Raw genomic sequence first — 20,308 nt, 5'->3', positions numbered from 1 at the left:
AAAAAGATGCGCTTTCAGTTGGTTTTTGCCCGGTTGGCCCGGGAGAAACTTTCTTTTGTCAGTTTTTTCTTTTTGCTGGTGCTGCTGCTCGTGGCGATCTTTGCCCCTTCTATCGCGCCGTACGATCCGGAAGAGCAAGACTTGAACAACATCATGATGCCGCCCAACTCTTCCCACTGGCTGGGGACGGACGAACTGGGCCGGGACATTCTCAGCCGGCTGCTGATGGGGTCGAGAGCCGCCATCGAGGCGGGATTCGTGGCGATCCTGATCCCGCTTTTCATCGGAGTTCCCTTGGGGATCATCTCCGGTTACATCGGCGGGATTGTCGATGATGTCTTCATGCGAATCGTCGACGGCATTCTGGCGTTTCCGGCCATCCTGCTGGCTTTGGGGATCACCGGTGCGCTTGGAGCCAGCTTGGTCAATGCGATGATCGCGATCGGCATCGTCTTCACCCCGCAGTTTGCCCGCTTGGCCAGAGGGCAAACGCTGCAAGTGCGCCGCGAACCCTACGTGGAAGCGGCGAAGATCTCCGGGGCAGGCCCCTGGTGGATTATGCTCAAGCATATTATTCCCAATATTTCTTCACCGATTATTGTGCAAGCCTCGTTCAGCTTTAGTTTCGCCATTCTGGTGGAAGCTTCGCTCAGCTTTTTGGGATTGGGCGCCCAGGCGCCGCAGATCAGCTGGGGAGGCATGCTCCATCAAGCATACAGCATGATTTTCGTCAGTCCCTGGATGATGATTTCTCCCGGGATCGCCATCCTGCTCTCCGTATTGGCAGGCAATTTTTTCGGTGATGGACTCCGAGTGGCCATCGATCCCAAAATCAAACGGACGTAGGGGGAAGCGAGTTGAACACAAGACAACAACCGTTATTGGAAGTGAAGAACCTTAAGTCCTATTTTCCCACTCCGAAAGGCGCGGTGAAGGCTGTTCATCAAGTTTCTTTTTCGATACACAAGGGGGAGGTTGTAGCCTTGGTCGGCGAGTCGGGCAGCGGAAAAAGCGTGACCGCTTTATCCATCATGGGATTAAACGCTCCCTCCATCCGCTATGGCGACGACAGTGACATCTCCTTCCAAGGGAAAAACCTGCTGAAGCTGAAAAAAAAGCAGCTGAAACACATCCGGGGAAATGAAATTTCGATGATTTTTCAGGATCCGATGTCATCGCTCAATCCGCTTCATCCGATCGGCAAGCAGATTGCCGAACCCATCATGCTGCACCAGAGGATCGGGTACAAACAAGCAGAGAAGATGGTGCTGGAGCTGCTGCATAAAGTGGGAATTTCCGATGTCCAAAGGCGGTTGAAAGAGTATCCCCATCAATTGTCGGGAGGGATGCGGCAGCGAGTGATGATCGCCATGGCGCTCGCCTGCAGGCCGTCGCTGTTGATCGCAGACGAACCGACGACGGCGCTGGATGTGACGATCCAAGCCCAGATATTAAACGTAATGAAAGAGCTGCAGCAAGAGACGGACGTCGCCATCTTGCTCATCACCCACGATCTGGGAGTCGTGGCAGAGATGGCTGACTATGTGCTGGTCATGTACTGCGGGGAGATTGTCGAGGAGGGAGACGTCTACTCGATCTTTGAACAGCCGCTTCATCCCTACACGAAGGGGTTGATGGCCAGCGTGCCCAAGCTGAGAGGACCTTCGGAGGACCGCCTGACCGCGATCGCCGGTGCTGTGCCAAGTCCGTTCGAGCTGCCGGCCGGCTGCAAGTTCAGTACGCGGTGCGAGTTTGCCACAGAACAGTGCCGAAAACAAGCACCGTCATTGGAAAGACACGGACCCGGGCGGAAAGCGGCCTGTTGGTACCCGATGAAGAGGGAAACAGGCGGGAGGGCGGAATATGCCTAAACCATTACTCTCGCTGCGAAACGTAAAAAAATACTATCCGATCGGCAGCGGCTTGTTCGGAAAAAGGAACAAGTGGCTGAAGGCGGTTGATGGAATCAGTCTGGATGTGATGCCGGGAGAGACGTTGGGGCTGGTGGGGGAATCCGGCTGCGGGAAGTCCACCCTGGGCAGGATGGCTGTCGGCCTGATCGAACCGACTGAGGGGCAAGTGTTGTTTGAGGAGAAAGCGCTCGGCACCCGACGGGGAATGAAGAAGGAGTTGGGTAAGCAAATCCAGATGATCTTTCAGGATCCGTACGCCTCGCTGAACCCGCGGATGACGGTCGCCAATATCATCGCAGAACCCCTGTTGCTGCACCGGATCGGGTCTCAGCTGGAGCGCAGAAAAAGAGTGGACGAACTGCTGGAGAGGGTAGGGTTATCCTCAGAGCACGGCACCCGGTATCCGGAAGAATTCTCGGGAGGGCAAAGGCAGAGAATCGGGATCGCCCGCGCTCTGGCATTAAATCCCAAGCTGATTATCTGCGATGAACCGGTGTCCGCGTTAGACGTGTCTATTCAGGCGCAGATCTTGAATCTGTTGAAAGACATCCAGCAGGAACGCGGCCTCTCCTACATCTTTATTGCCCACGGACTGCAGGCGGTTAAGCACATCAGCGACCGGATCGCGGTGATGTATCTGGGCAAGGCGGTCGAGATGGCCGAAACCGACCAGTTGTTTGCAGCGCCCACCCATCCCTATACAAAAGCATTGATTTCCGCCGTTCCCGAACCCGACCCGAAGCTGCGGGACCGGGAGCGCGTATTGCTGAGCGGAGATCTGCCCAGTCCCGCCAACCCTCCCGTCGGCTGTCGTTTTCATACGCGTTGTGCCAAGGCTGTAGAGCAGTGCAGGCGTGAAGAGCCGAAATTAGCGGAAGTGTCGAAGAATCGCTGGACGGCTTGCTTTTTGTGTGATTAAAGACTCCCGCCACCTTCGCTTTGCTTAAGATAAAGGGGGGAATAAGATGTATCAGCCTTATCAGGTTCCGCAGTGGCTCAGAACGGATTGGGACCGCCTGTCTGCGGAAGAGATCAGGGAACTGCAGAACCGGAAACTGCGCGATTTTGTCCGGGACCAGCTTTATCCCCACAGTCCCTATTACCGGGAGATGTTTGACCGGTTGGGACTTGCACCCGACGACATCCAATCGACAGATGATCTGGTCAAGATCCCGTTTACCTCCAAAGCGGATCTGGCTCCCACTGCAGACGATCCGGACCGGCCCAACCGATTTGTGCTGATGCCGGGGGAACTGAAGAAGTGGACCGAGCAGGATGCCAAAACGAGGCGGAGGATTTATCGCGAGCTGACCGCAGCGGAACGGACCGATCATGAAAAAATGCTCTGGGAGTACTACCCGGTTCATGCCAATCATACGACGGGCAGGACGGCTCAGCCGACGCCGATCTGGTTTACGCAAAGAGATTTGGCTGCCTACACGGAAGGAGCGCGCAGGACGGCGACGCTGGTCAACCGCGACCGGTTGGGCCGCGCTGTCTCTACCTATCCCTTCACGGTTGTTTCCCATCAGGCTTTTTGGCTGAATCCAATCACCGCCTTGGGATTGGGTTTCTCGGTGCTGCATACAGGGGGAGGAAAGATCGCCGGAACACAAGCCATCCTCGATATGATCGAACGCAGCAAGCCATCCTATCTGGTGGCGATGCCGGGGTACATGTACCACTTGTGCCGGACTGCCCTTCAGCAGGGAAGGGATTTTAGCAGCGTGACCCATGTTGCTCTGGGCGGCGAGAAGCTAACGGTGGAGCTGAAGCAGAAGTTGACCGGGAATTTGGTGGAATTGGGAGCGGATCCCGATGATTTGTCTGTTCTCGGGAGTTACGGTTTTACAGAAAACAAAGGAGGACTTTCGGAGTGCCAGACCCCTCCGGGAGATTTTCGCTCGTACGGCTATCACACCAGGCCGGACATGGAATTTTTTGAGGTGATCGATCCCGTGAGCGGCCAGCGGGTAGGCGAGGGAGAAACGGGAGAAATCGTCTACACAGCATTGGATACCAGAGGAACGGCGGTGATCCGGTACCGGACCGGAGATATCGCCGTCGGCGGAATCGTGAGCGGGCCCTGTCCCAACTGCGGTCGAACCGTTCCGAGGATCTCCTATGATATTCGGCGCAGCTCGTTAGTCCAGGAGTTTCATCTGTCGAAGGTTAAGGGGACTTTGCTCGATCTCAACGCGTTTTCACCTATCTTGAACGGGCACCCCCTGGTTCAGGAGTGGCAGCTTGAGATCGGGAAGCGGAACGGTGACCCGTTTGACGTCGATGAGATTACGCTTTATGTAGCGCTAGCCGAGCAGGCTGACCAATCCACCTTTACCAGAGAGATTCACGAACGGTTTCATCGCGAGCTGGAGGTGACACCTAATCGGATTGTATTTCGCAGCCTGCCCGCGCTGCTTGAGCAAATCGGCATGGAGACGGAGTTGAAAGAAAAAAGGGTGATCGATTTAAGAGCCCTCAGAGCCTGACCATTTTCCGCGAAGGGGTGGAGCTAATGACATGGCAGCCGGAAATCGACGAACTGCACCGGCGGGAAGAACTTGCCCGAAAGATGGGGGGAGAGGAGTCGGTCGCGAGGCACCGCTCCCAAGGAAAACTGACCGTACGGGAGCGGATCGAGCAATTGCTGGACGCGGGAAGCTTTCACGAGACGGGCGCCTTGGCGGGAAAGGCGACCTATCAAGAGGGGAAATTGACAGACTTTGTTCCCGCCAACTTTGTCTGTGGAACAGGGAAGATTCACGGTCGGAAGGTCGTGGTTGGCGGCGACGATTTCACGGTTCGCGGCGGTGCCGCAGATGGTGCGATCAAAGGAAAGCAGATTTACGCTGAGCGCATGGCCCACGATCTGCAAATTCCCATCGTCAGGCTGGTGGATGGAACTGGCGGCGGCGGCAGCGTCAAATTTTTGGAACGGATGGGCCACACCTACGTTCCACTCAATCCGGCCTGGGACCTTGTGGTGGCGAATATGGGGCGAGTGCCGGTTGTGGCTGCCTGCCTGGGCTCGGTGGCGGGCCTTGGGGCAGCACGCGTCGCCGCCTCCCACTTTTCAGTGATGGTAGAAGGCACGTCCCAGCTTTTCGCCGCGGGACCGCAGGTGGTCAAATTCGGGATGGGGCAGGATCTGACCAAAGAAGAGCTGGGCGGCGTGCAGGTTCACCGCACAAGCGGGATTATCGACAACATCGTACAATCGGAGGAGGAAGCGTTTGAACACATCCGGACGTTTTTATCCTACTTGCCATCCAGTATATGGAAAATACCTCCTGCCATCCAGTCGAACGACCCGTCAGAGCGCAGGGATGAGCGGCTGATATCCGCGATCCCGCGAAATCGCCGGTCCCCCTATAAAATCCGGGACATTCTCCCGATGATTTTTGACGAGGGCTCCCTTTTTGAAATGGGGCGCTTATTCGGAGGCGGCATCGTCACCTTGTTTGCCAGGCTGGCCGGCTTCCCGGTAGGGGTGATCGCCCCGGACCCGTATATTTTGGGGGGAGGATTGACCGTAGAGAGCTCGGAAAAGCTGGAACGCTTTGTCGATCTGTGCCAGACCTTTCATTTGCCCATCGTCAACCTGGTGGATCAGCCGGGGGCCGTGATTGGCCTGGATGCCGAGAAAAAGGGGACGATCCGAAAAGCGGTGCGGGCTGTATCGGCCGTCTATCAAGCGACCGTGCCGATGATCGAGATTATTCTGCGGCGGGTGTTCGGCGTAGGCGGTGCCGGGATGTCCAACGGGCATGGGTTAAATTTGCGTTACGCCTGGCCGTCCGGGGATTGGGGCTCCCTGCCGGTGGAAGGCGGCGTTCAGGTGGCGTATCGGCGGGAGATTGAGAGAAGCGAAGACCCCAAGGCGCTGCTGGCAGAGCTTTTGGAGCAGATGGAATCGGTCCGCTCGCCTTTTCGCACGGCGGAAGCATTTGGGATCGAAGAGATCATCGATCCGCGGGATACCCGTCCGCTGCTGTGCGACTGGGTCGCGGATGCGTATGAGCGGCTCCCCCAGCTTTTAGGACCATCGATGCACGGGATGAGGCCGTGATCAGGATGGCAAGGCTGGGCATTGCCTTGCAGTTGTAAATGGGCTGCCGGTGAATTCTATCAAAAAAAGCGGACTGTGCCATTCATAATGGTACTGTCCGTTTTTCGTTGTCGTTATTGATTTCGATAGATTTCGGGACAAGCACTACTTAGGGATCAAATTCTCCGTTCAGAACAATTTGATTGTCCCTGACATCCTCCTGACACAATTCATCGGTAAACTATGAATTGTTGATTTTGAAACGTAGAAAAACCTGGAGGAGGGGTTTCTTGTGTTGAAGAAAAAGTCGATCATCATTCTGTCTACGCTGATGCTGGCGGCGTTTATTCCGGTAAAAACGGATGCTGCCGTAACAACGAAAAACGTGCAGGCCTTGTACAATAACATCAAGATCATGTACAACAACAGCTTGGTTCCTACGGATATCGAACCGTTCATCATCAATGGCACGACCTATATTCCCGTGAGAATGATGGCTGGCGTGTTTAATAAGAATGTCACCTGGGATGGAACTACATATACGGTAGGGATCACGGACAAAGACGATCCCCGCATCACGTCCCTGCAGGCAGAGATTGCCCAGAAGGACGCCAAAATCAAGGATTTGGAAGACCAGCTTGAGAAAGAAAAGCAAAAAAATGATAAGAGCGACATAGATGATGAACTCGCAGATCTGGAAGACGACCTTAACTACGACTACGGGGATTATAAAGGACTGGACTGGAAGATCAGCTTGAGCGGTGACGAAGACGACATTGACGTAGATATCGAGATTGACCTCGACGAATATGAAGATGATTACAACGATCTGTCAACCAGCGAAAAAGAAAGGCTCGTGGAAAACATCTGCAAGGATATCTGGGACAAATTCAAGGATGCAGATATTAGAGGATCGATCATCGACAGTTATGGTGACGATGAGCTTCACGATTTTAACGGTGATGCCAGGAGCGGCGATATCGAATTTGATGGCGACACGATTTAATCGGATATAAAAGATGCCCAGTGAGACGTGCAGACCCTGTTCCGGAAAGCGGATCAAGTGCTGCACGTTTTTTCATGGAGGTTAGCATATCCTCCTCCAACCTTCTTCGGGAATCGTTCTACAATTTTTTCAGGTGGACCACTTCCGGCGGTATGCCGTATACGGCAGCAGCCTCGTAGATCGTCATGGCCGTATTCCGATTCTCGTATACCCATTCGTCCGGCATCAACAGCTCGACAGCAAATTCATTGGCCTCCCGTTCAATCTTGTCGATGGAAAACAACGTGTGTTTGCTTAAAAACGGCGTGTTCACAGCCGGGTGTAAAATCACATGGCCAAGCTCATGGGCACACGTGTATTTTTGCTCCGCTTCCGTCGAGTCCCTGTTAATGTGGATCATGCGGATTCGCTTGTACGTATTGAAGTAACCGAGTGTGCTTCCCAACTGTTCGAAGAGAACCAGGATGTTCTTCCGCGATGCAATCTCAAAGGGGTCATTGGTTCCATACTTTTTGGTCAGCTGCGATACGGTCTCCTTGATAGTTCGCATTCAACCATCCCCCTCCATCGCTTACTTCCTAAATTTATGAGGGGTAAATTTTTGTTTGGCCAGCTGCTTGGCAAGCCGCAAGGAGTTTTCCAACGAGATGCGCAGCAGCTCCTTGCTGGCCTCGTCAAGCGGCTCCCCTTGGAACGCCAGCGCCTCGCTGGACTCCAGATCATTCAGCATTTTCTGCAGATCTCTGGCGATGTCTTTCTCCTCTTTTGCCAGCAGCTGGGGAGGATTGTTTTTATCCGCGGTGAGCTCTGCGAGCGGATTGTCTGACAAGAGCAGATGTGTGCCGACTTGCAGCGCTGTGGCAACAGACTTCAGTACATCCAGGCTGGGATTGTATCTGTCATGTTCGATGTCAGCCAAATACGATCGGGAAATACCGGCTTTTTCCGCCAGTTCCGTTTGAGTCATTTTGCTTTGTTTTCGAAAGAACCTGATATTGCTACCGATAGACATGACGCCGCACTCCCTGTAAAGTCGATTATACCGACATTTCTTTCATTGATTGTACTATAGCAATGTCGGAAATACAATTGATTTCTTGACGTAAATACAAGTAAACAGGAGTTTCTCGCTGGAATAACCAGGTATTCCTTTGAAAATAATAGAAAACGGCAAAAAATGGACAGAAACAGTCTTTTACAAAATGACGGAAATACAATACATTTTAGATACCGCAAACCTGTGACAATCTACTACGAAAGGGAGGAGTGAGGGATGAAAGATTGGCAAGAGCTGCAGATCAATCCGGTGAATAAGACCGTGACGGTACCCGTCGGCAACGAACCCGCCATGGTGCTGATCGATCCGAAGCAGGGCAAGGCCGGTCTCGTCAGACTGGTAGAGCACGGTGACGTCGTCGTGAAGTGTTATCAGGGGAAGATCACCGGATTTGATGAGAGGAGGAGCGTTCGCTTGTAAAACCGCATAGCTAGCCTGGTACCGACAACGGGAGGGCGTCAGTTCAACACCGACTTTAGGTGTGGCTGGCGCCCTTTTTATTTTGAGAAGAAGGTGGGACGAGACATGGCAAAGATCTATGAGCTGTTGGAATGGAAACGAAAGAAAACGGACAAGCTGGTGAGCTTCGCGGAGCACTTGGAAAAAGCGAACGGGCGGCGGCCGCAAAAGCCTTTGCCGACAAAGCCGGCTGAGGTATTGACCATCGGCCAGCTCCGGCGGCTGATGGGCGATACGGGGCCGCGGCAATTTTTGAAGGACAAAGGAAAGCGGTCGAGATAACCGGGCGAGGAGGGAAACGTTATGCAAGATTTGCTTTGCGAGTACCAAAAGACTAGGAAAGCGTTGAACCGCTTGCAGCGTCATCTGAAACAGGCTGACGATGCTGCAAGGGTAGTTCGCCTGGACATGGCCAAAAGGCAGACAGGAAAAGCAAAAGCCGTCTCAAACGGGCCTGCCCGCAAGGGGGATCGCCGGCTGGTAGAAGAAATGATCGGAAGCATTGACTACGTGATCGAGTGGCTGGAAACCTGCCGCCAGCCCGGAAACAGACGGGGAGTGGAGCGCCGGGCCGGTTATGAACGCGAACGGCCGATGGATCCGGCGCTGATGCAGGTGATGTTCAGCAGTGATAGCACAGCCGGCAGTTCGTGCCCCTTGGACAAGCAGGAGGCGGATCAGTTGGAATATGTGCTTTCCTGGCTTACCGAACGGGAGCGGGATTGTTTCGTCCTTACCCACGGCGAGTGCTTTTCGCTGGAAGAAACGGCACAATTGCTTGGGATCACCAAGAGCAGTGTCCAGACTTATATCACCCGCGCGCAGAATAAAATGGCCCAGCGGATTGCGAGCAGCCTCGTCCTTGCCGGATGAGGCTGTTTTTTGTCATACGAAAGCCCGTAATGGGTGAGAGGCGGATGAGGGCTTCTCGAAAATGAAGAGTTGCGGGGGGAGTTCCGCAGCTCAAAAGAAATCTGTAAAGGAGAGGTAATAATGAGTAAAGTCTATCTTGTCACCTTCAAGGATCAGGATCAACAAGGAAACAAAGCAAAATTGAAAAGGCACGTAGAAAAGCACGCTGCAAAATACGCTGCAAGAGGGTTGTCGAAAAGACCGAAGATTAAGCGCGAATTGGAGAAGCTCCCAAGCATATTCATCATCGATGACGTCGATCAAGAGTTATTAGAAGATTTGAGAAACGACCCGAATGTATTAGCTATTGAGGAAGACCAAGAAATACCAATTAATATGGCGCAAAAATCGGAATGGTCGCACCCTCTGATGGATGTTTCCGGATTCCATTCCCGTGGTTACACAGGGGAAGGTGTCAAAGTAGGTATTATCGACACTGGTGCGGCTCCTCATGAAGACTTGGTTTATGCAGGAACATATAATGCCTATACCGCTGTTTACGGAGGTACGACACCAGCAGCAGCCGATTATAGCGGGCATGGGACAAGCGTTGCCGGCATAATTGGCGCACGTAACAATGACAAAGGATACATTGGTGTAGCCCCTGATTGTCTGCTGTATAGCGCAAAGGCAGATGATAATACCGGTGGCGGACTGTCCGTTAGTGCCATCATTGAAGCTGTAAACTGGCTTGTTACACAAAATGTAAAAATTGTAAACTGCAGTTTTGGTAATTCAATAGATTCTTTAGTGTTGGCAGATGCATTTAAGAGGGCTTATCAAAATTATGACGTTTTGTTTGTATGTGCAGCCGGAAATGAGGGGAGTAATACCAATAACAACATTGAGCACTACCCATCTGACTACGATTTTACCGTTTCAGTTGCTTGTCTAAAGAATAATAAGGAGCCAGCGGTTTATTCCAATCGCAGTCCAAAAATCGACGTTGCCGCTCCTGGCGACGGTGTAATGACAACAGCAAGGAGCACGGCAAATCAGCAGGGTACAGACTATATAACGCCTAGCACATCCTACGGATCGTTTAATGGTACGTCATGTGCAGCACCACATATTACCGGTCTCGCAGCGTTATACAAGCAAATGTTCCCATCCTATAGTCCAGCTTTTCTAAAATTAGGGATACTGTACTATGTAGAACGCCTAGGTACCAACAGCAGAAATGTCGTGTTCGGAGAAGGCATGGCAATATCACCTTGGGCGACAGTTACAGATTACACTGGAAAATTGATTTCAACGGCACCTACGCTGGCAAACAGTGTTTCTGATTCAATGGTTAATGGTCGAGTTAAACATTTTATATACGTTGCAAACGCTACAGGAAACCATACTTTCCAAACATCTAGCAGCATCGACTTGTTTATGCGTGTCTATAACTCAAACTACCATCTGATCGGTTACGACGATGACGGCGGAGGAAATGCTCAACCAAAAGTTACAGTGTATCTTGTACAGGTCTCGACTTACTATATTGCAGTATCAGGTTATAGCAACGCACAAAATGGACCGTATACATTGAATGTAACTGCCCCAAGTGGAGAAATTACGCTCCCGTCAACAGTTGTTGAAGATTTTACGGACGATAAACTCGAATGGGGCATGGACATCGGAAAGTTCACGTTAGATAAAAAAGATAATGGCTGTGTATGGGCAGTAGTTTCTGATAGGAGTACATCTCAGCCAGAAATTAATTTTGTGGTCTATGCACCCTCTAAGGCAGCAACACGTAGCCTGCACATGGACTTCTCTCGATACCTGGTGTACGGTGATGCTAACGGAGGGTACGTCGATATTTATGTAAAAGGCATTCTTAAATACAGCAACAATACTGTTGGACAAACGTATACGAATACAGGTAATATTCCCCTTGATGCAGGGAACAACAATGTTCGCATCGTATTTAGATGGGGCAAGTCCGGTGCCTCAGGACAAAATTTGGTAATGATAGACAAGATAACCGTTGCTTTGGCATAACAAGTAGAACTCTACAAGGTAGGACAGTAACGCAGTTGCGAGTCTAATGCCAAAAAGATTGGTTCTTGCAAAACAGAGTACTAAACTAAACAAACTCCCTTGTCTCAAAAACTGGGGAGTTTGTTCATTTGAAATACGGCGTATTATCAGCACAAAAGGAGGACAGACAAACCCAATGGAAACAACCTACAAATTAATAGTCTCACTCGGGGGCGCTGCCGCCTCTTTTTTATTTGGGGGGTGGTCGATGCTGCTGAACATACTGGTTGCGTTCGTCGCGATTGATTACGTCACAGGCATTCTGGCGGCCGGGGTCGAGGGAAGATTGAACAGCAAAGTGGGCCGACTCGGCATCGCTCGCAAGGTCTTTACCTTCCTGATGGTGGCGATTGCCCACCTGGTCGATACGGCGCTTGGCGAACAGCACATCTTGCGCGATGCGGCGATCTTTTTTTACCTGACCAATGAACTGCTGTCCATTCTGGAAAACGCCGGCCGTGTTGGGCTGCCGGTGCCAGAGTTGATTAAACGGGCAGTCGAAGTGTTGAAAGGGAAAGGGGACGTCCGATAATGCTGTCGATCATCCAGGATTTCATCCCTGTTGGCCGCCCAAACCGACCGTGCAAAAAATGGACCGCCCCCAAATATATCACGATCCACGACACAGGAAACAAGGCAGCGGGGGCTAATGCGCGCTCTCATGCAGCTTATGTAAAAAGCGATGAGGCAGCCAAACGTATGGTCTCGTGGCATTTCACTGTGGACGAGAAGACGATCGTGCAGCATCTTCCGCTGGACGAAGCAGGCTGGCACGCCGGTGACGGCAGCGGTCCCGGAAACAGCGCGAGTATCGGCATCGAGATCTGCGAGAACGCGGATGGGGATCGAGCCAAAGCGGAGGCCAACGCCGCGGAGCTGACGGCTCACCTGCTTCAGCAATTCAACCTGCCAATCGATTGTGTGGTCCAGCACAACCGCTGGAGCGGGAAGGACTGCCCGCACCGCATCAGGGGCCGGGCCGGTGGGTGGGAAAGCTTTCTTGCATTGGTGAGCAGCAAACGAAACCCGGCTTCGGAACCCCTGGACAAGCAATCGGCCCAGAAGGTGATCAGCTTGCTGAGCGCTTTGTACATGGCGAGCGGGGACAAGGGTGTACAAGCGGCTGCCCACCATGCGGCAAACGCGCTGCGGCGGGCGGCGGGGATAGACGTGATCGACTAATTGAACTTGTGTGAAATATAAACCAATATATACAGAAAATTTAATCGAATTGATGCTCCAACTAAGACAAAACACAGTATCCGACCCTACAAGAAAGGTGTGAAAAGCGGACCATGAAAACAAAATGGATCCAAGCGGTTCTGTCGCTGCTTCTGACAGTACCGCTCTTCGGTCTGGCGGCTCCGGGCCAGACAGCCGCCAAAGAGCAGCCCGACACCCTGTCGTATATCGTCCAGGCGGACCAGAAGTTTTTGCTTGCCCAGCAAAAACTGGACTACCTATTCCAAGTCGCAATGAAGAGCGGCCAGAAACCGCTCGCGAAAAAAATCAAACAAGAAGAGGCTCAGTTACGGATTCGTAATTTGGCTATGCATCAATGGCCAGCAACGATAACAAATGGGGCTCAAGAGTTCCGCGACGCAAAAACGGCTGCAGAAGAGAGAGAAGCGTATTTTCGTTCCAAAAAGGACGAGTTCGATCAACTCCAACAGGCCTATCAAAAGCTGATCTCGGAAACGGAGGCACAACTGGGCAACCATCCTCTTGCCAACGCTCAATCGGTGCAACAAGCACAGGCATCGCCGCTTTATGCGGACGGGGACCCGTTTGAGCCCAATAACAACTTTTCCGAAGCCTATCCGGTTGCTATAGGAACCTCTTTGGATGCCTACATCTCGCAGAAAGGCGATGTCGATTTTTATAAACTGACAGCGCCAAAAGATGGTGCCATCACTGTTCAGTTAAAGGTCCCCAAAGACGTCGATTACGATCTGCACATCTTCAATTCGAGAGAAGAGCTGATTCAGTCATCCCAAGGCGGAGTTGGAGTTCCAGAAAAAGTAAGCTTTCAAGCGCGGAAGGGAGATACCTACTATATCGTCGTGCTCGGCTTCGGCCCATATGACTACTCGCCGTACAATCCCTATACCTTGACGATTGGTTCGAATCAAATCTTTCTGAATCGGCCTCTCGACGTAGACCTTCCTCCCGGGGTGGGACAAGTCTACAGCTTTATCCCGGTCGATTCCGGTGTGTACACCTTTTTTACCGGTCCATACGGCGGCGTAGGGTGGGAGAACGATACCGTGTTGGAGCTGTATGCTGACGAGGAATTGACCCGCTCGATCGGAGGCAACGACAATGCCAATCGCGACACCAGATTTTCCGAATTTAGCGTCGAATTGACCGCCTTCAAAATGTATTATCTCAGGCTGATGCCTGGACCGGAAGATACCCATCTGCATACCCGTCTGACGGTACAGATGAAACCGGAGAGTTATCCCGTGCTGACCACCGGCAAGCCGATCGATGTCCTTGCCGCTGGAGAGTCCTTGCTCGTCTACCGGTTTACCCCCTCCCAATCCGGCACGCATATCATCGCTACCGGTCCTTATGGGGGAGACGGTGAAGACTGCGATACAATTCTCGCGCTGTACGCCGACCCGAACCTGACCAAACTGATCGACTTAAACATCGATGCTCCTGGTAGAGATCCTTTCTCCGAGATGCGCCTTTATCTGGTCTCCGGCAGAGACTACTACGTGGTATTGGGCACCTTTGGCGAAAGAATCCTCATGACGCGGCTGTCGTCCACGCGGGATGTACAACCGCCAAGCATTCGCCTTGGCAGCGACGTGATCTCGGAAGCCCAGGCCAATGACGGCAGTATCACAGCCAAGCAAGTGGTGCTTTTGTCCAACGGAATTTTTGCCGCTGATCTGTCTACAGGCGTTACGGTAAACAACCTGCCGCAGGGATTGGGAATTTCCGTCACGAGGGACAGCGATACCCAGCTGACGATTTCGTTTACAGGCCGGGCCCTCCGCCACGGGGCAGCCGATCAGGTTACCAATGCAGCCGTCACGATCGCAAAGGCAAAAATCCTGGGAGCTTCGTCCGACCTGACTTCCAGCCCGTTTACCTTTGCCTTTCGTGATCCATCCGCTCCTGTCCTTACAGTAGGAAGCGCGCTAATCCCTGAGGCCGAATCCAACGATGGCCGGATCACGGCGAAGCAGACGGTGTTCTTGTCCAACGGCACCTTTGCCGCCGACATGTCAACAGGCGTCACGGTAAACAACCTCCCAAAGGGTTTGGGGATCCAGGTAGAACGCAACAGCAATACCCAACTGACGATTTCCTTTACCGGTCAGGCGATCCGGCATGGCCAGGCGGATGATGTCTCCAACGCTTCCATTACGATTGCAAAGTCCAAGATCGCGGGAGCGGCTGCCGATGTCACCTCCGGCCCGTTTGCCTTCGGATTTCGGGATGCCCCTGTCTCCAAGGTGTACACCTACCAGTATGACGAGCGCAACAGGATTACCGCGATCTTGGCAAACGGTGTGGTCGAAATCCAGTTTATCTATACCAAAAACGGTCTAAACGAAAATATTACAACCATCAAGAAAACACTTCCGCCAGCTTCCACATCAGGTACGGAGCTGCAGCAGCGAAGTATGGAATCGGGAGGTACGGAATGAACAGATACGCCTTTTTCAAGGTGATGCTCATCTGTGTGCTGCTTTTGACAAGTTTTCCGATGGGCATTACTTACGGTCAGCAAGTGCAACGGGAGCAAACCGGGCACATAAGCCCGGACACGCAAGCAGAGCCCGCCGATACGAGGGAGTGGCTCCAGCATCATCAAGACACTTTGAGTGATCAGGCGGAATCGGCTGAGCCTCCAACGGACAGTGAGGAAGAAGTCGAGAACGTACCTAACCAGTCTCTGGATACGGATCAGGTACAGGATGGGACGCAGGCAACCGATGGTGTGGCGGCCCCCAGCGCGGAGAACCCGGACCTCAAATACTCGGCAAAGGAGCTGCCTTACCAATACCGCCGAAGCAATACGGATGCCCCGGTTGACGATTTATACCGTACGGCCAACATCACGGAAAACGATCTCGTCCTAGAAGGAAAGCACGGGCTGGATCTGGTGTTGAAGCGAAGCTACTCCTCCTTGGATGGGCTGCTTGACAAGCCGTACACAACCAAACGGGGAAAAAATGAAACGGAAACGGCAGACAGGGAGTACCAGGACGAGCACAATGCCCCCAACGGCTGGAGCTTTAACTTTCCCAAGCTGGAGCGCTACTTCAAGACAGATGTCCTTTGTGACTACAACGAGCAAACTCCCGCATACTCCTGCAAAGATGAACGAGGAGCCCTCAGGTACGTCTTTACTCTGGACGACGGCACCGTCCTGGAGCGGGAGGGTGACAAATGGGTCAATTACCCTTACGAGGGGGCGACCCTGGTCCGTATGAAGGATAACTACCCTTACATCAGCGCCAGACTGGATATCAACGGCAACAGCTATGATTTTTCACTGGAAGACGTGCCTGTCGGGCATGGCGAATATGAGACGGTCCAGGTCATCAAAAAGACCAATGCCTACGGAGACCAGATCGTATACCGGATTCCCAACTACAACGCAGACATCGAGATTACCGACAGTGCAGGCCGCTTGATCGTGCTGGAAAAAGAAATGAGCTACAATACGGTGAAACGTATAAAAGTCTACAGCGATACAAAACGGAGCCAGCTTTTGAAACACACCGAATACGTCTCGGGCAATACCTCATTTTCCAGCAGAAGAATATGGACACTCAATCAGGTGAGGGAATGGGACACCCAAGGCAAAGCCTATAAAACCGTCGCAGAATATGCCTACTACGATCCATCCCTGTACGGAAAGTCGGAGTTTAATCTGCTGGCCAATTACGGGTTTGCCGCCCCGAACAAAACGATTGCACTCGATTTTGAAGGAAAAGAGTCCTCCGCTTATATCAGACAGGACGACAGCGGGAAGAGCTATCTGTACTATCTTCTGCTCAAGCAGGTTACCTACCCCGTCGAAGGGCTGTCGCTAAATTATACGTACAGCACCTACGACCAACAGAATCCCGATCCGTTTCAACGCGGCGTCGTTCGGCTGTACCACGATGACAAGGTTTTGACCTACACTTCGTACCATCCGGTGACAGCTGTGCAGTACCGCTATAAGAAAACGCCGAATCCGCTTCAGCCTGGATCGCCAGAAGAGTGGTATTCGGACACGGTGTCCTATCCCGTGACGACAAATGAAATCTGGAAAAATCAAAAAGAAGGCCACTTCCGGCTCGCCAATGCGCAAAACCGGGACGGGCATCTCGTCGTCTCACGGACCATCTCTTCGTACCAGTCCAACGTGGAGACGACCTATGAGTTCAACCAGGACAAAAATCCGCTGATACGCCTGGTGAAGAACTATATAAAAGAGGGAAGGGACTCGGAGGCGATCTCCGGCCGGCTGAACCTCTTGGAAGGGGATAAAGAATACTTGTATCGGCCGGTTCAATACACCAGCTACACGTATGAGAACCGGAGCAAGAAACCAAAATACGTTTACCATTTTCTAGGTCGTCCGTCCTGGCTGACGGCAGACAGCGAGGTCTACCAGTACCTGCTCTGGCCCGACCTGAAGGGGTTGACTCCCGACATCTCCAGCAAGATTCCGAAGTATGCCAATACCGAGACATATGAGTACAACTCGTTTGGCGATGTCACGAAAGAAATCGACGCACGAGGCAATCTGACGACATGGGAGTATACGGGGGCGGTGACGAATAACCTTCGCCTGCCCACCCGTCTGACGAAGCAATCCCCAGCAGACGACGAATATTTTCATCGGGAAACGTATGAATACACTTCAGAACATTTGTTGAAAAAAGAGACGATCCAGGATTCTTATCCGACGGAACAGGGAACAGCAACGGAGAGGACCGAGCGCGCCTACACGTACGAGAACAAGCGGGTCGCTTCTGTTTCCGAAACCAGCTATGGCGCCAGCTCCAAGACCTTGACGCAAAACATGCTGTCGTACGATGCGTACGGGATTTATCCGACAAATATCCAGATGAGGGTAGAAACCGCGCCGGGGACGTTTGCGGATGTGACGGTAAAAACGACTTATGATCCGTTGGGGCGCATCACCTCCCAGACGTATCCGGACCAAAGCGAAGTCAGTTATGATTACGACCTGCTCGGCCGCCTGCGCACGGAGTCGTTTGCCAACCAGGGAGAAGCGCGGACGATCGAGTACAAGTACGACGACAGTGCACGGAAAGTGACCCAATTGATGCCCGATGGCACCGAATACCTGACCCAATTCACGCCGTTTGGCGAAGTGGAATACCAAGGCCAGAAGGCGCCGGGATCCACCAGTATCCGCCATCTGTTGTACAATGCCTACCGAGCGAACGGCCGCCAACTGGAGGCCAGCTATCCCAACGCCCGGACCGACAAGCGAACGGAGTACGTCTATAATGAAGACGGGTCGCTGTGGAAGACGATCGATCCGGTTGGTATCACGTATTACGAACGGGCAAACGCCCTTGAGGATGCCACCCATTATTTGCCGCAGGACACGGTAAGAGTGACCGCCGTCAATGGGCTTATCACCACCACGTATGCTGACCGTTATCAGGCGGTGGAAAAAGAAGCAGCCCGCACCGGAGATGGCAGCCAAACGCTCGTTACTACCTACAGGCGCGATGCCTTTGGCCAGCCTGTCGAAAAGGTCGTCACCGATCAGACGGGGGAAAATCGCGTTTGGAACTATCGATATAACCTGAAGAACAGCCTGGTTTACCTGAAAGATCCGGAGGGGCAAACCTATCGATACGGCTATGATTCGCTCGGAAACCTGGAGACGGTGAGGGAAAACGGCACGCTGACCACCCGCTACACCTACAACGCACTGTCCTGGAAGCTTAGCGAAGAGGATATCCCGGGACAAAAGAACGAGACCTACACCTACAACCTGACGGGCGATGTGAAGGTTTATCGAGACAAAAACGGCAACACTTTTCACTACAGCTATACGCCGTTCTACGATGTGTCCCGCGTCGAGGTGAAAAATCCGTCGGGCAGCTTGTTGAATACCCAGACGAAGGAGTACTACGCGCATACGTCACTATTGAAGGCGGAGACGGACAGCAACGGCTCTGGCTCAGCCAATGTACGTGAACTTCGCTACACGTACGATCCCTTCCAGCGTTTAAGCGGCATCCAATCGTTCGGGCGCTACTACCAGATCAAGTATAAAGACGACGATGACCTGATCGACGAATTGGTCTACCCTGACGGCACGCAGGTACGGTACACCTACGATGCAGTGGGTCGAATCCAACAGGTGTTCAGTCCGCAGATGGGAACCGTCACCTACGATTACAATGTCTCCCTCGACGGAGAAATTCAAACCCTGCTCTATCCCAACGGCATCAAGCTGGAGCATCGTATGGACTCCTTTGGTCAGATGCGGGAAGTGAGCCACCGGCAGAACGTACCCGTCATATGGAAGGAGACAAACGAGTACCAATTCGGGAATGTCATCTCGGCAAATCGGAACGGAACGGTCTTCTCATACCGCTACGACAAAGTGGACCGCCTTAAGGGAGAGACGAAGCCGACAGGGGATGCCTCCTACACATATGATGAACGAGGAAACCGGAAAACCTTCAGCGGGACCGTCAATCCGCCGGTCGGAAATACCAGTTTTTCGTTTGACAGCCTGGAACGCTTGAAGGAATTTACCAATCCATCGGGAATTTCTACAACATACCGGTATTATGCCAACGGACTGCGGGCGACCAAACAGGAAAACAACCTGACCACCCACTACGTCTACCTGAACGGAAAAGTCATCGAGGAACTGGACGACAAAGGGAATGTCACCGCGCAGAACATCTGGGGCAACCAGCTCTTGTTCCGCAAAGACGCGGCCAGCAACAAGTCGGGCTATTACCTGTACAACAGCCACGGGGATGTCGACGCGATCACGGATGTAAGAGGGGAGACGCTCAATCGTTACGAGTATGACAGCTGGGGCAACATCGTCTCGCAGCAGGAGGCGATGTCCAATCCATTCAAGTATACGGGTGAGATGTATGACAACGAGTCTAAGCTGTACTATCTGCGGGCGCGGTACTATGATCCGAGCGTGGGACGGTTTATCTCGGAGGATACGTATAAGGGGCAAGTGGATAATCCGTTGAGTTTGAATCGGTATGTGTATACTCAAAATAATCCCATTAACTTTATTGACCCTACGGGGCACTGGTGCGAGTCCAAAGATGGGAAATGGGCTCATGCAGGTAATTGTACCGATAAGAGAAACAATAAGAGTTTTGAAGCTGACTTTAAGCATGATGGTGATTTTATACGAGAAGATGGAGAAATTGTTGGGATATATAATCATATAGAGGGAGCAAGGGAAGATATAGCTCTTGAAGTGAATACCTTTCTACTATTTGCACCTCTTCCGAAATTCCTGGGGGGAGGAAAAGCTGCCGCTTCTGGTAAGGTTACGGGTACTGTTTGGGATTCAATAAAAGCGACACAAGCGTTAAATCCTGGCACAGTTATACCGAAATCATTCGAACTGACAATTGGTTCCAGCAAGTTTTGGGTACACCCTAATGCAACAAAGCATATGGTAGAATATTCTACAAAGACGCTCTCGCATGGAAGTAAAATGAGCGACCAAGCTCTTCTCACAAGTTTCCAAAATGCTGTCAGCCAAGCAATTAGGAAAGGATTAAAATATGATGAATTAGTTAAGGTAGGGAATTGGGAGTTAATTTTTAGTAGACCTAGGGATGCTGGATTGTTACCTGTTATAAAGCATGCTGTCTACATTCCATGATAGA

At 52.2% G+C, this 20,308-nt stretch carries 16 protein-coding genes; 14 read left to right on the top strand and 2 right to left on the bottom strand.

Annotated elements, in window-relative coordinates; translation table 11 throughout:
• Positions 1 to 6 precede the first annotated feature (6 nt).
• The 6 genes from ACI7RC_RS10880 (at position 7) to ACI7RC_RS10855 (ending at position 6,970) form a co-directional block, all read left to right on the top strand.
• Positions 7 to 846 carry an ABC transporter permease gene (locus ACI7RC_RS10880; protein WP_408108260.1) on the top strand — a complete coding sequence of 280 codons (840 nt, stop codon included), beginning with the start codon at positions 7 to 9 and terminating at the stop codon, positions 844 to 846.
• An 11-nt stretch (positions 847 to 857) separates the two neighbouring features.
• Positions 858 to 1,871, top strand: a complete 1,014-nt coding sequence (locus tag ACI7RC_RS10875; protein WP_408108259.1) for an ABC transporter ATP-binding protein — start codon at positions 858 to 860, stop codon at positions 1,869 to 1,871.
• A complete protein-coding gene (locus ACI7RC_RS10870) occupies positions 1,864 to 2,832 on the top strand; it encodes an ABC transporter ATP-binding protein (RefSeq protein WP_408108258.1) in 969 nt (322 codons plus the stop codon). Before ACI7RC_RS10875 ends, ACI7RC_RS10870 begins: the two co-directional genes overlap by 8 nt.
• Positions 2,833 to 2,878: 46 nt before the next feature.
• The gene (locus tag ACI7RC_RS10865; RefSeq protein WP_408108257.1) at positions 2,879 to 4,405 is read left to right on the top strand and encodes a phenylacetate--CoA ligase family protein; all 1,527 of its coding nucleotides are present in this window, start codon (positions 2,879 to 2,881) and stop codon (positions 4,403 to 4,405) included.
• 26 nt (positions 4,406 to 4,431) lie between these two features.
• Entirely contained in the window at positions 4,432 to 5,985 is a 1,554-nt protein-coding gene (locus ACI7RC_RS10860) for an acyl-CoA carboxylase subunit beta (protein ID WP_408108256.1), read from the top strand.
• A 271-nt stretch (positions 5,986 to 6,256) separates the two neighbouring features.
• Complete coding sequence (locus ACI7RC_RS10855; RefSeq protein WP_408108255.1) at positions 6,257 to 6,970, top strand: stalk domain-containing protein; 714 nt, start codon at positions 6,257 to 6,259, stop codon at positions 6,968 to 6,970.
• Positions 6,971 to 7,088: 118 nt separating this feature from the next.
• Here the strand turns inward: ACI7RC_RS10855 and ACI7RC_RS10850 are convergent, their stop codons facing one another.
• Positions 7,089 to 7,520, bottom strand: coding sequence for an ImmA/IrrE family metallo-endopeptidase (locus tag ACI7RC_RS10850; protein WP_408108254.1), 432 nt, complete (start codon positions 7,518 to 7,520; stop codon positions 7,089 to 7,091).
• 21 nt (positions 7,521 to 7,541) lie between these two features.
• A complete protein-coding gene (locus ACI7RC_RS10845; protein WP_408108253.1) occupies positions 7,542 to 7,982 on the bottom strand; it encodes a helix-turn-helix domain-containing protein in 441 nt (146 codons plus the stop codon).
• A 261-nt stretch (positions 7,983 to 8,243) separates the two neighbouring features.
• On the opposite strand from ACI7RC_RS10845, the gene ACI7RC_RS10840 reads away from it, so the two are divergent.
• From ACI7RC_RS10840 to ACI7RC_RS10805, 8 genes are all read left to right on the top strand, one after another.
• On the top strand, positions 8,244 to 8,447 hold the full coding sequence (locus ACI7RC_RS10840; protein WP_408108252.1) for an XtrA/YqaO family protein: 204 nt from the start codon (positions 8,244 to 8,246) through the stop codon (positions 8,445 to 8,447).
• Positions 8,448 to 8,552: 105 nt separating this feature from the next.
• Positions 8,553 to 8,768: a hypothetical protein gene (locus ACI7RC_RS10835; RefSeq protein ID WP_408108251.1), complete on the top strand. Its 216-nt coding sequence runs from the start codon at positions 8,553 to 8,555 to the stop codon at positions 8,766 to 8,768.
• Positions 8,769 to 8,789: 21 nt separating this feature from the next.
• Positions 8,790 to 9,359 carry a sigma factor-like helix-turn-helix DNA-binding protein gene (locus ACI7RC_RS10830; RefSeq protein ID WP_408108250.1) on the top strand — a complete coding sequence of 190 codons (570 nt, stop codon included), beginning with the start codon at positions 8,790 to 8,792 and terminating at the stop codon, positions 9,357 to 9,359.
• A 120-nt stretch (positions 9,360 to 9,479) separates the two neighbouring features.
• Complete coding sequence (locus ACI7RC_RS10825; protein WP_408108249.1) at positions 9,480 to 11,390, top strand: S8 family peptidase; 1,911 nt, start codon at positions 9,480 to 9,482, stop codon at positions 11,388 to 11,390.
• A 175-nt stretch (positions 11,391 to 11,565) separates the two neighbouring features.
• Complete coding sequence (locus tag ACI7RC_RS10820; RefSeq protein ID WP_408108248.1) at positions 11,566 to 11,961, top strand: phage holin family protein; 396 nt, start codon at positions 11,566 to 11,568, stop codon at positions 11,959 to 11,961.
• The gene (locus ACI7RC_RS10815) at positions 11,961 to 12,611 is read left to right on the top strand and encodes a peptidoglycan recognition protein family protein (protein ID WP_408108247.1); all 651 of its coding nucleotides are present in this window, start codon (positions 11,961 to 11,963) and stop codon (positions 12,609 to 12,611) included. The genes ACI7RC_RS10820 and ACI7RC_RS10815 overlap by 1 nt, the downstream gene beginning before the upstream one ends.
• Before the next feature lie 113 nt (positions 12,612 to 12,724).
• The gene (locus ACI7RC_RS10810; protein WP_408108246.1) at positions 12,725 to 15,094 is read left to right on the top strand and encodes a hypothetical protein; all 2,370 of its coding nucleotides are present in this window, start codon (positions 12,725 to 12,727) and stop codon (positions 15,092 to 15,094) included.
• The gene (locus tag ACI7RC_RS10805; protein WP_408108245.1) at positions 15,091 to 20,304 is read left to right on the top strand and encodes an RHS repeat domain-containing protein; all 5,214 of its coding nucleotides are present in this window, start codon (positions 15,091 to 15,093) and stop codon (positions 20,302 to 20,304) included. Before ACI7RC_RS10810 ends, ACI7RC_RS10805 begins: the two co-directional genes overlap by 4 nt.
• Positions 20,305 to 20,308: the final 4 nt, after the last annotated feature.

The sequence above is a fragment of the Brevibacillus sp. B_LB10_24 genome (assembly GCF_046036945.1).
GTDB lineage: Bacteria > Bacillota > Bacilli > Brevibacillales > Brevibacillaceae > Brevibacillus_C.
The sequence above is the reverse complement of the archived record's forward strand: the minus strand, read 5'-3'. Positions and strand labels throughout refer to the sequence as shown.

Bases quoted from the DNA above. Each gene is read 5' to 3' on its own strand.
- ACI7RC_RS10880 (WP_408108260.1), top strand. From the start codon at position 7: ATGCGCTTTCAGTTGGTTTTTGCCCGGTTGGCCCGGGAGAAACTTTCT.
- ACI7RC_RS10815 (WP_408108247.1), top strand. From the start codon at position 11,961: ATGCTGTCGATCATCCAGGATTTCATCCCTGTTGGCCGCCCAAACCGA.
- ACI7RC_RS10860 (WP_408108256.1), top strand. From the start codon at position 4,432: ATGACATGGCAGCCGGAAATCGACGAACTGCACCGGCGGGAAGAACTT.
- ACI7RC_RS10835 (WP_408108251.1), top strand. From the start codon at position 8,553: ATGGCAAAGATCTATGAGCTGTTGGAATGGAAACGAAAGAAAACGGAC.
- ACI7RC_RS10845 (WP_408108253.1), bottom strand. From the start codon at position 7,982: ATGTCTATCGGTAGCAATATCAGGTTCTTTCGAAAACAAAGCAAAATG.
- ACI7RC_RS10850 (WP_408108254.1), bottom strand. From the start codon at position 7,520: ATGCGAACTATCAAGGAGACCGTATCGCAGCTGACCAAAAAGTATGGA.
- ACI7RC_RS10865 (WP_408108257.1), top strand. From the start codon at position 2,879: ATGTATCAGCCTTATCAGGTTCCGCAGTGGCTCAGAACGGATTGGGAC.
- ACI7RC_RS10810 (WP_408108246.1), top strand. From the start codon at position 12,725: ATGAAAACAAAATGGATCCAAGCGGTTCTGTCGCTGCTTCTGACAGTA.
- ACI7RC_RS10825 (WP_408108249.1), top strand. From the start codon at position 9,480: ATGAGTAAAGTCTATCTTGTCACCTTCAAGGATCAGGATCAACAAGGA.
- ACI7RC_RS10820 (WP_408108248.1), top strand. From the start codon at position 11,566: ATGGAAACAACCTACAAATTAATAGTCTCACTCGGGGGCGCTGCCGCC.
- ACI7RC_RS10830 (WP_408108250.1), top strand. From the start codon at position 8,790: ATGCAAGATTTGCTTTGCGAGTACCAAAAGACTAGGAAAGCGTTGAAC.
- ACI7RC_RS10840 (WP_408108252.1), top strand. From the start codon at position 8,244: ATGAAAGATTGGCAAGAGCTGCAGATCAATCCGGTGAATAAGACCGTG.
- ACI7RC_RS10805 (WP_408108245.1), top strand. From the start codon at position 15,091: ATGAACAGATACGCCTTTTTCAAGGTGATGCTCATCTGTGTGCTGCTT.
- ACI7RC_RS10870 (WP_408108258.1), top strand. From the start codon at position 1,864: ATGCCTAAACCATTACTCTCGCTGCGAAACGTAAAAAAATACTATCCG.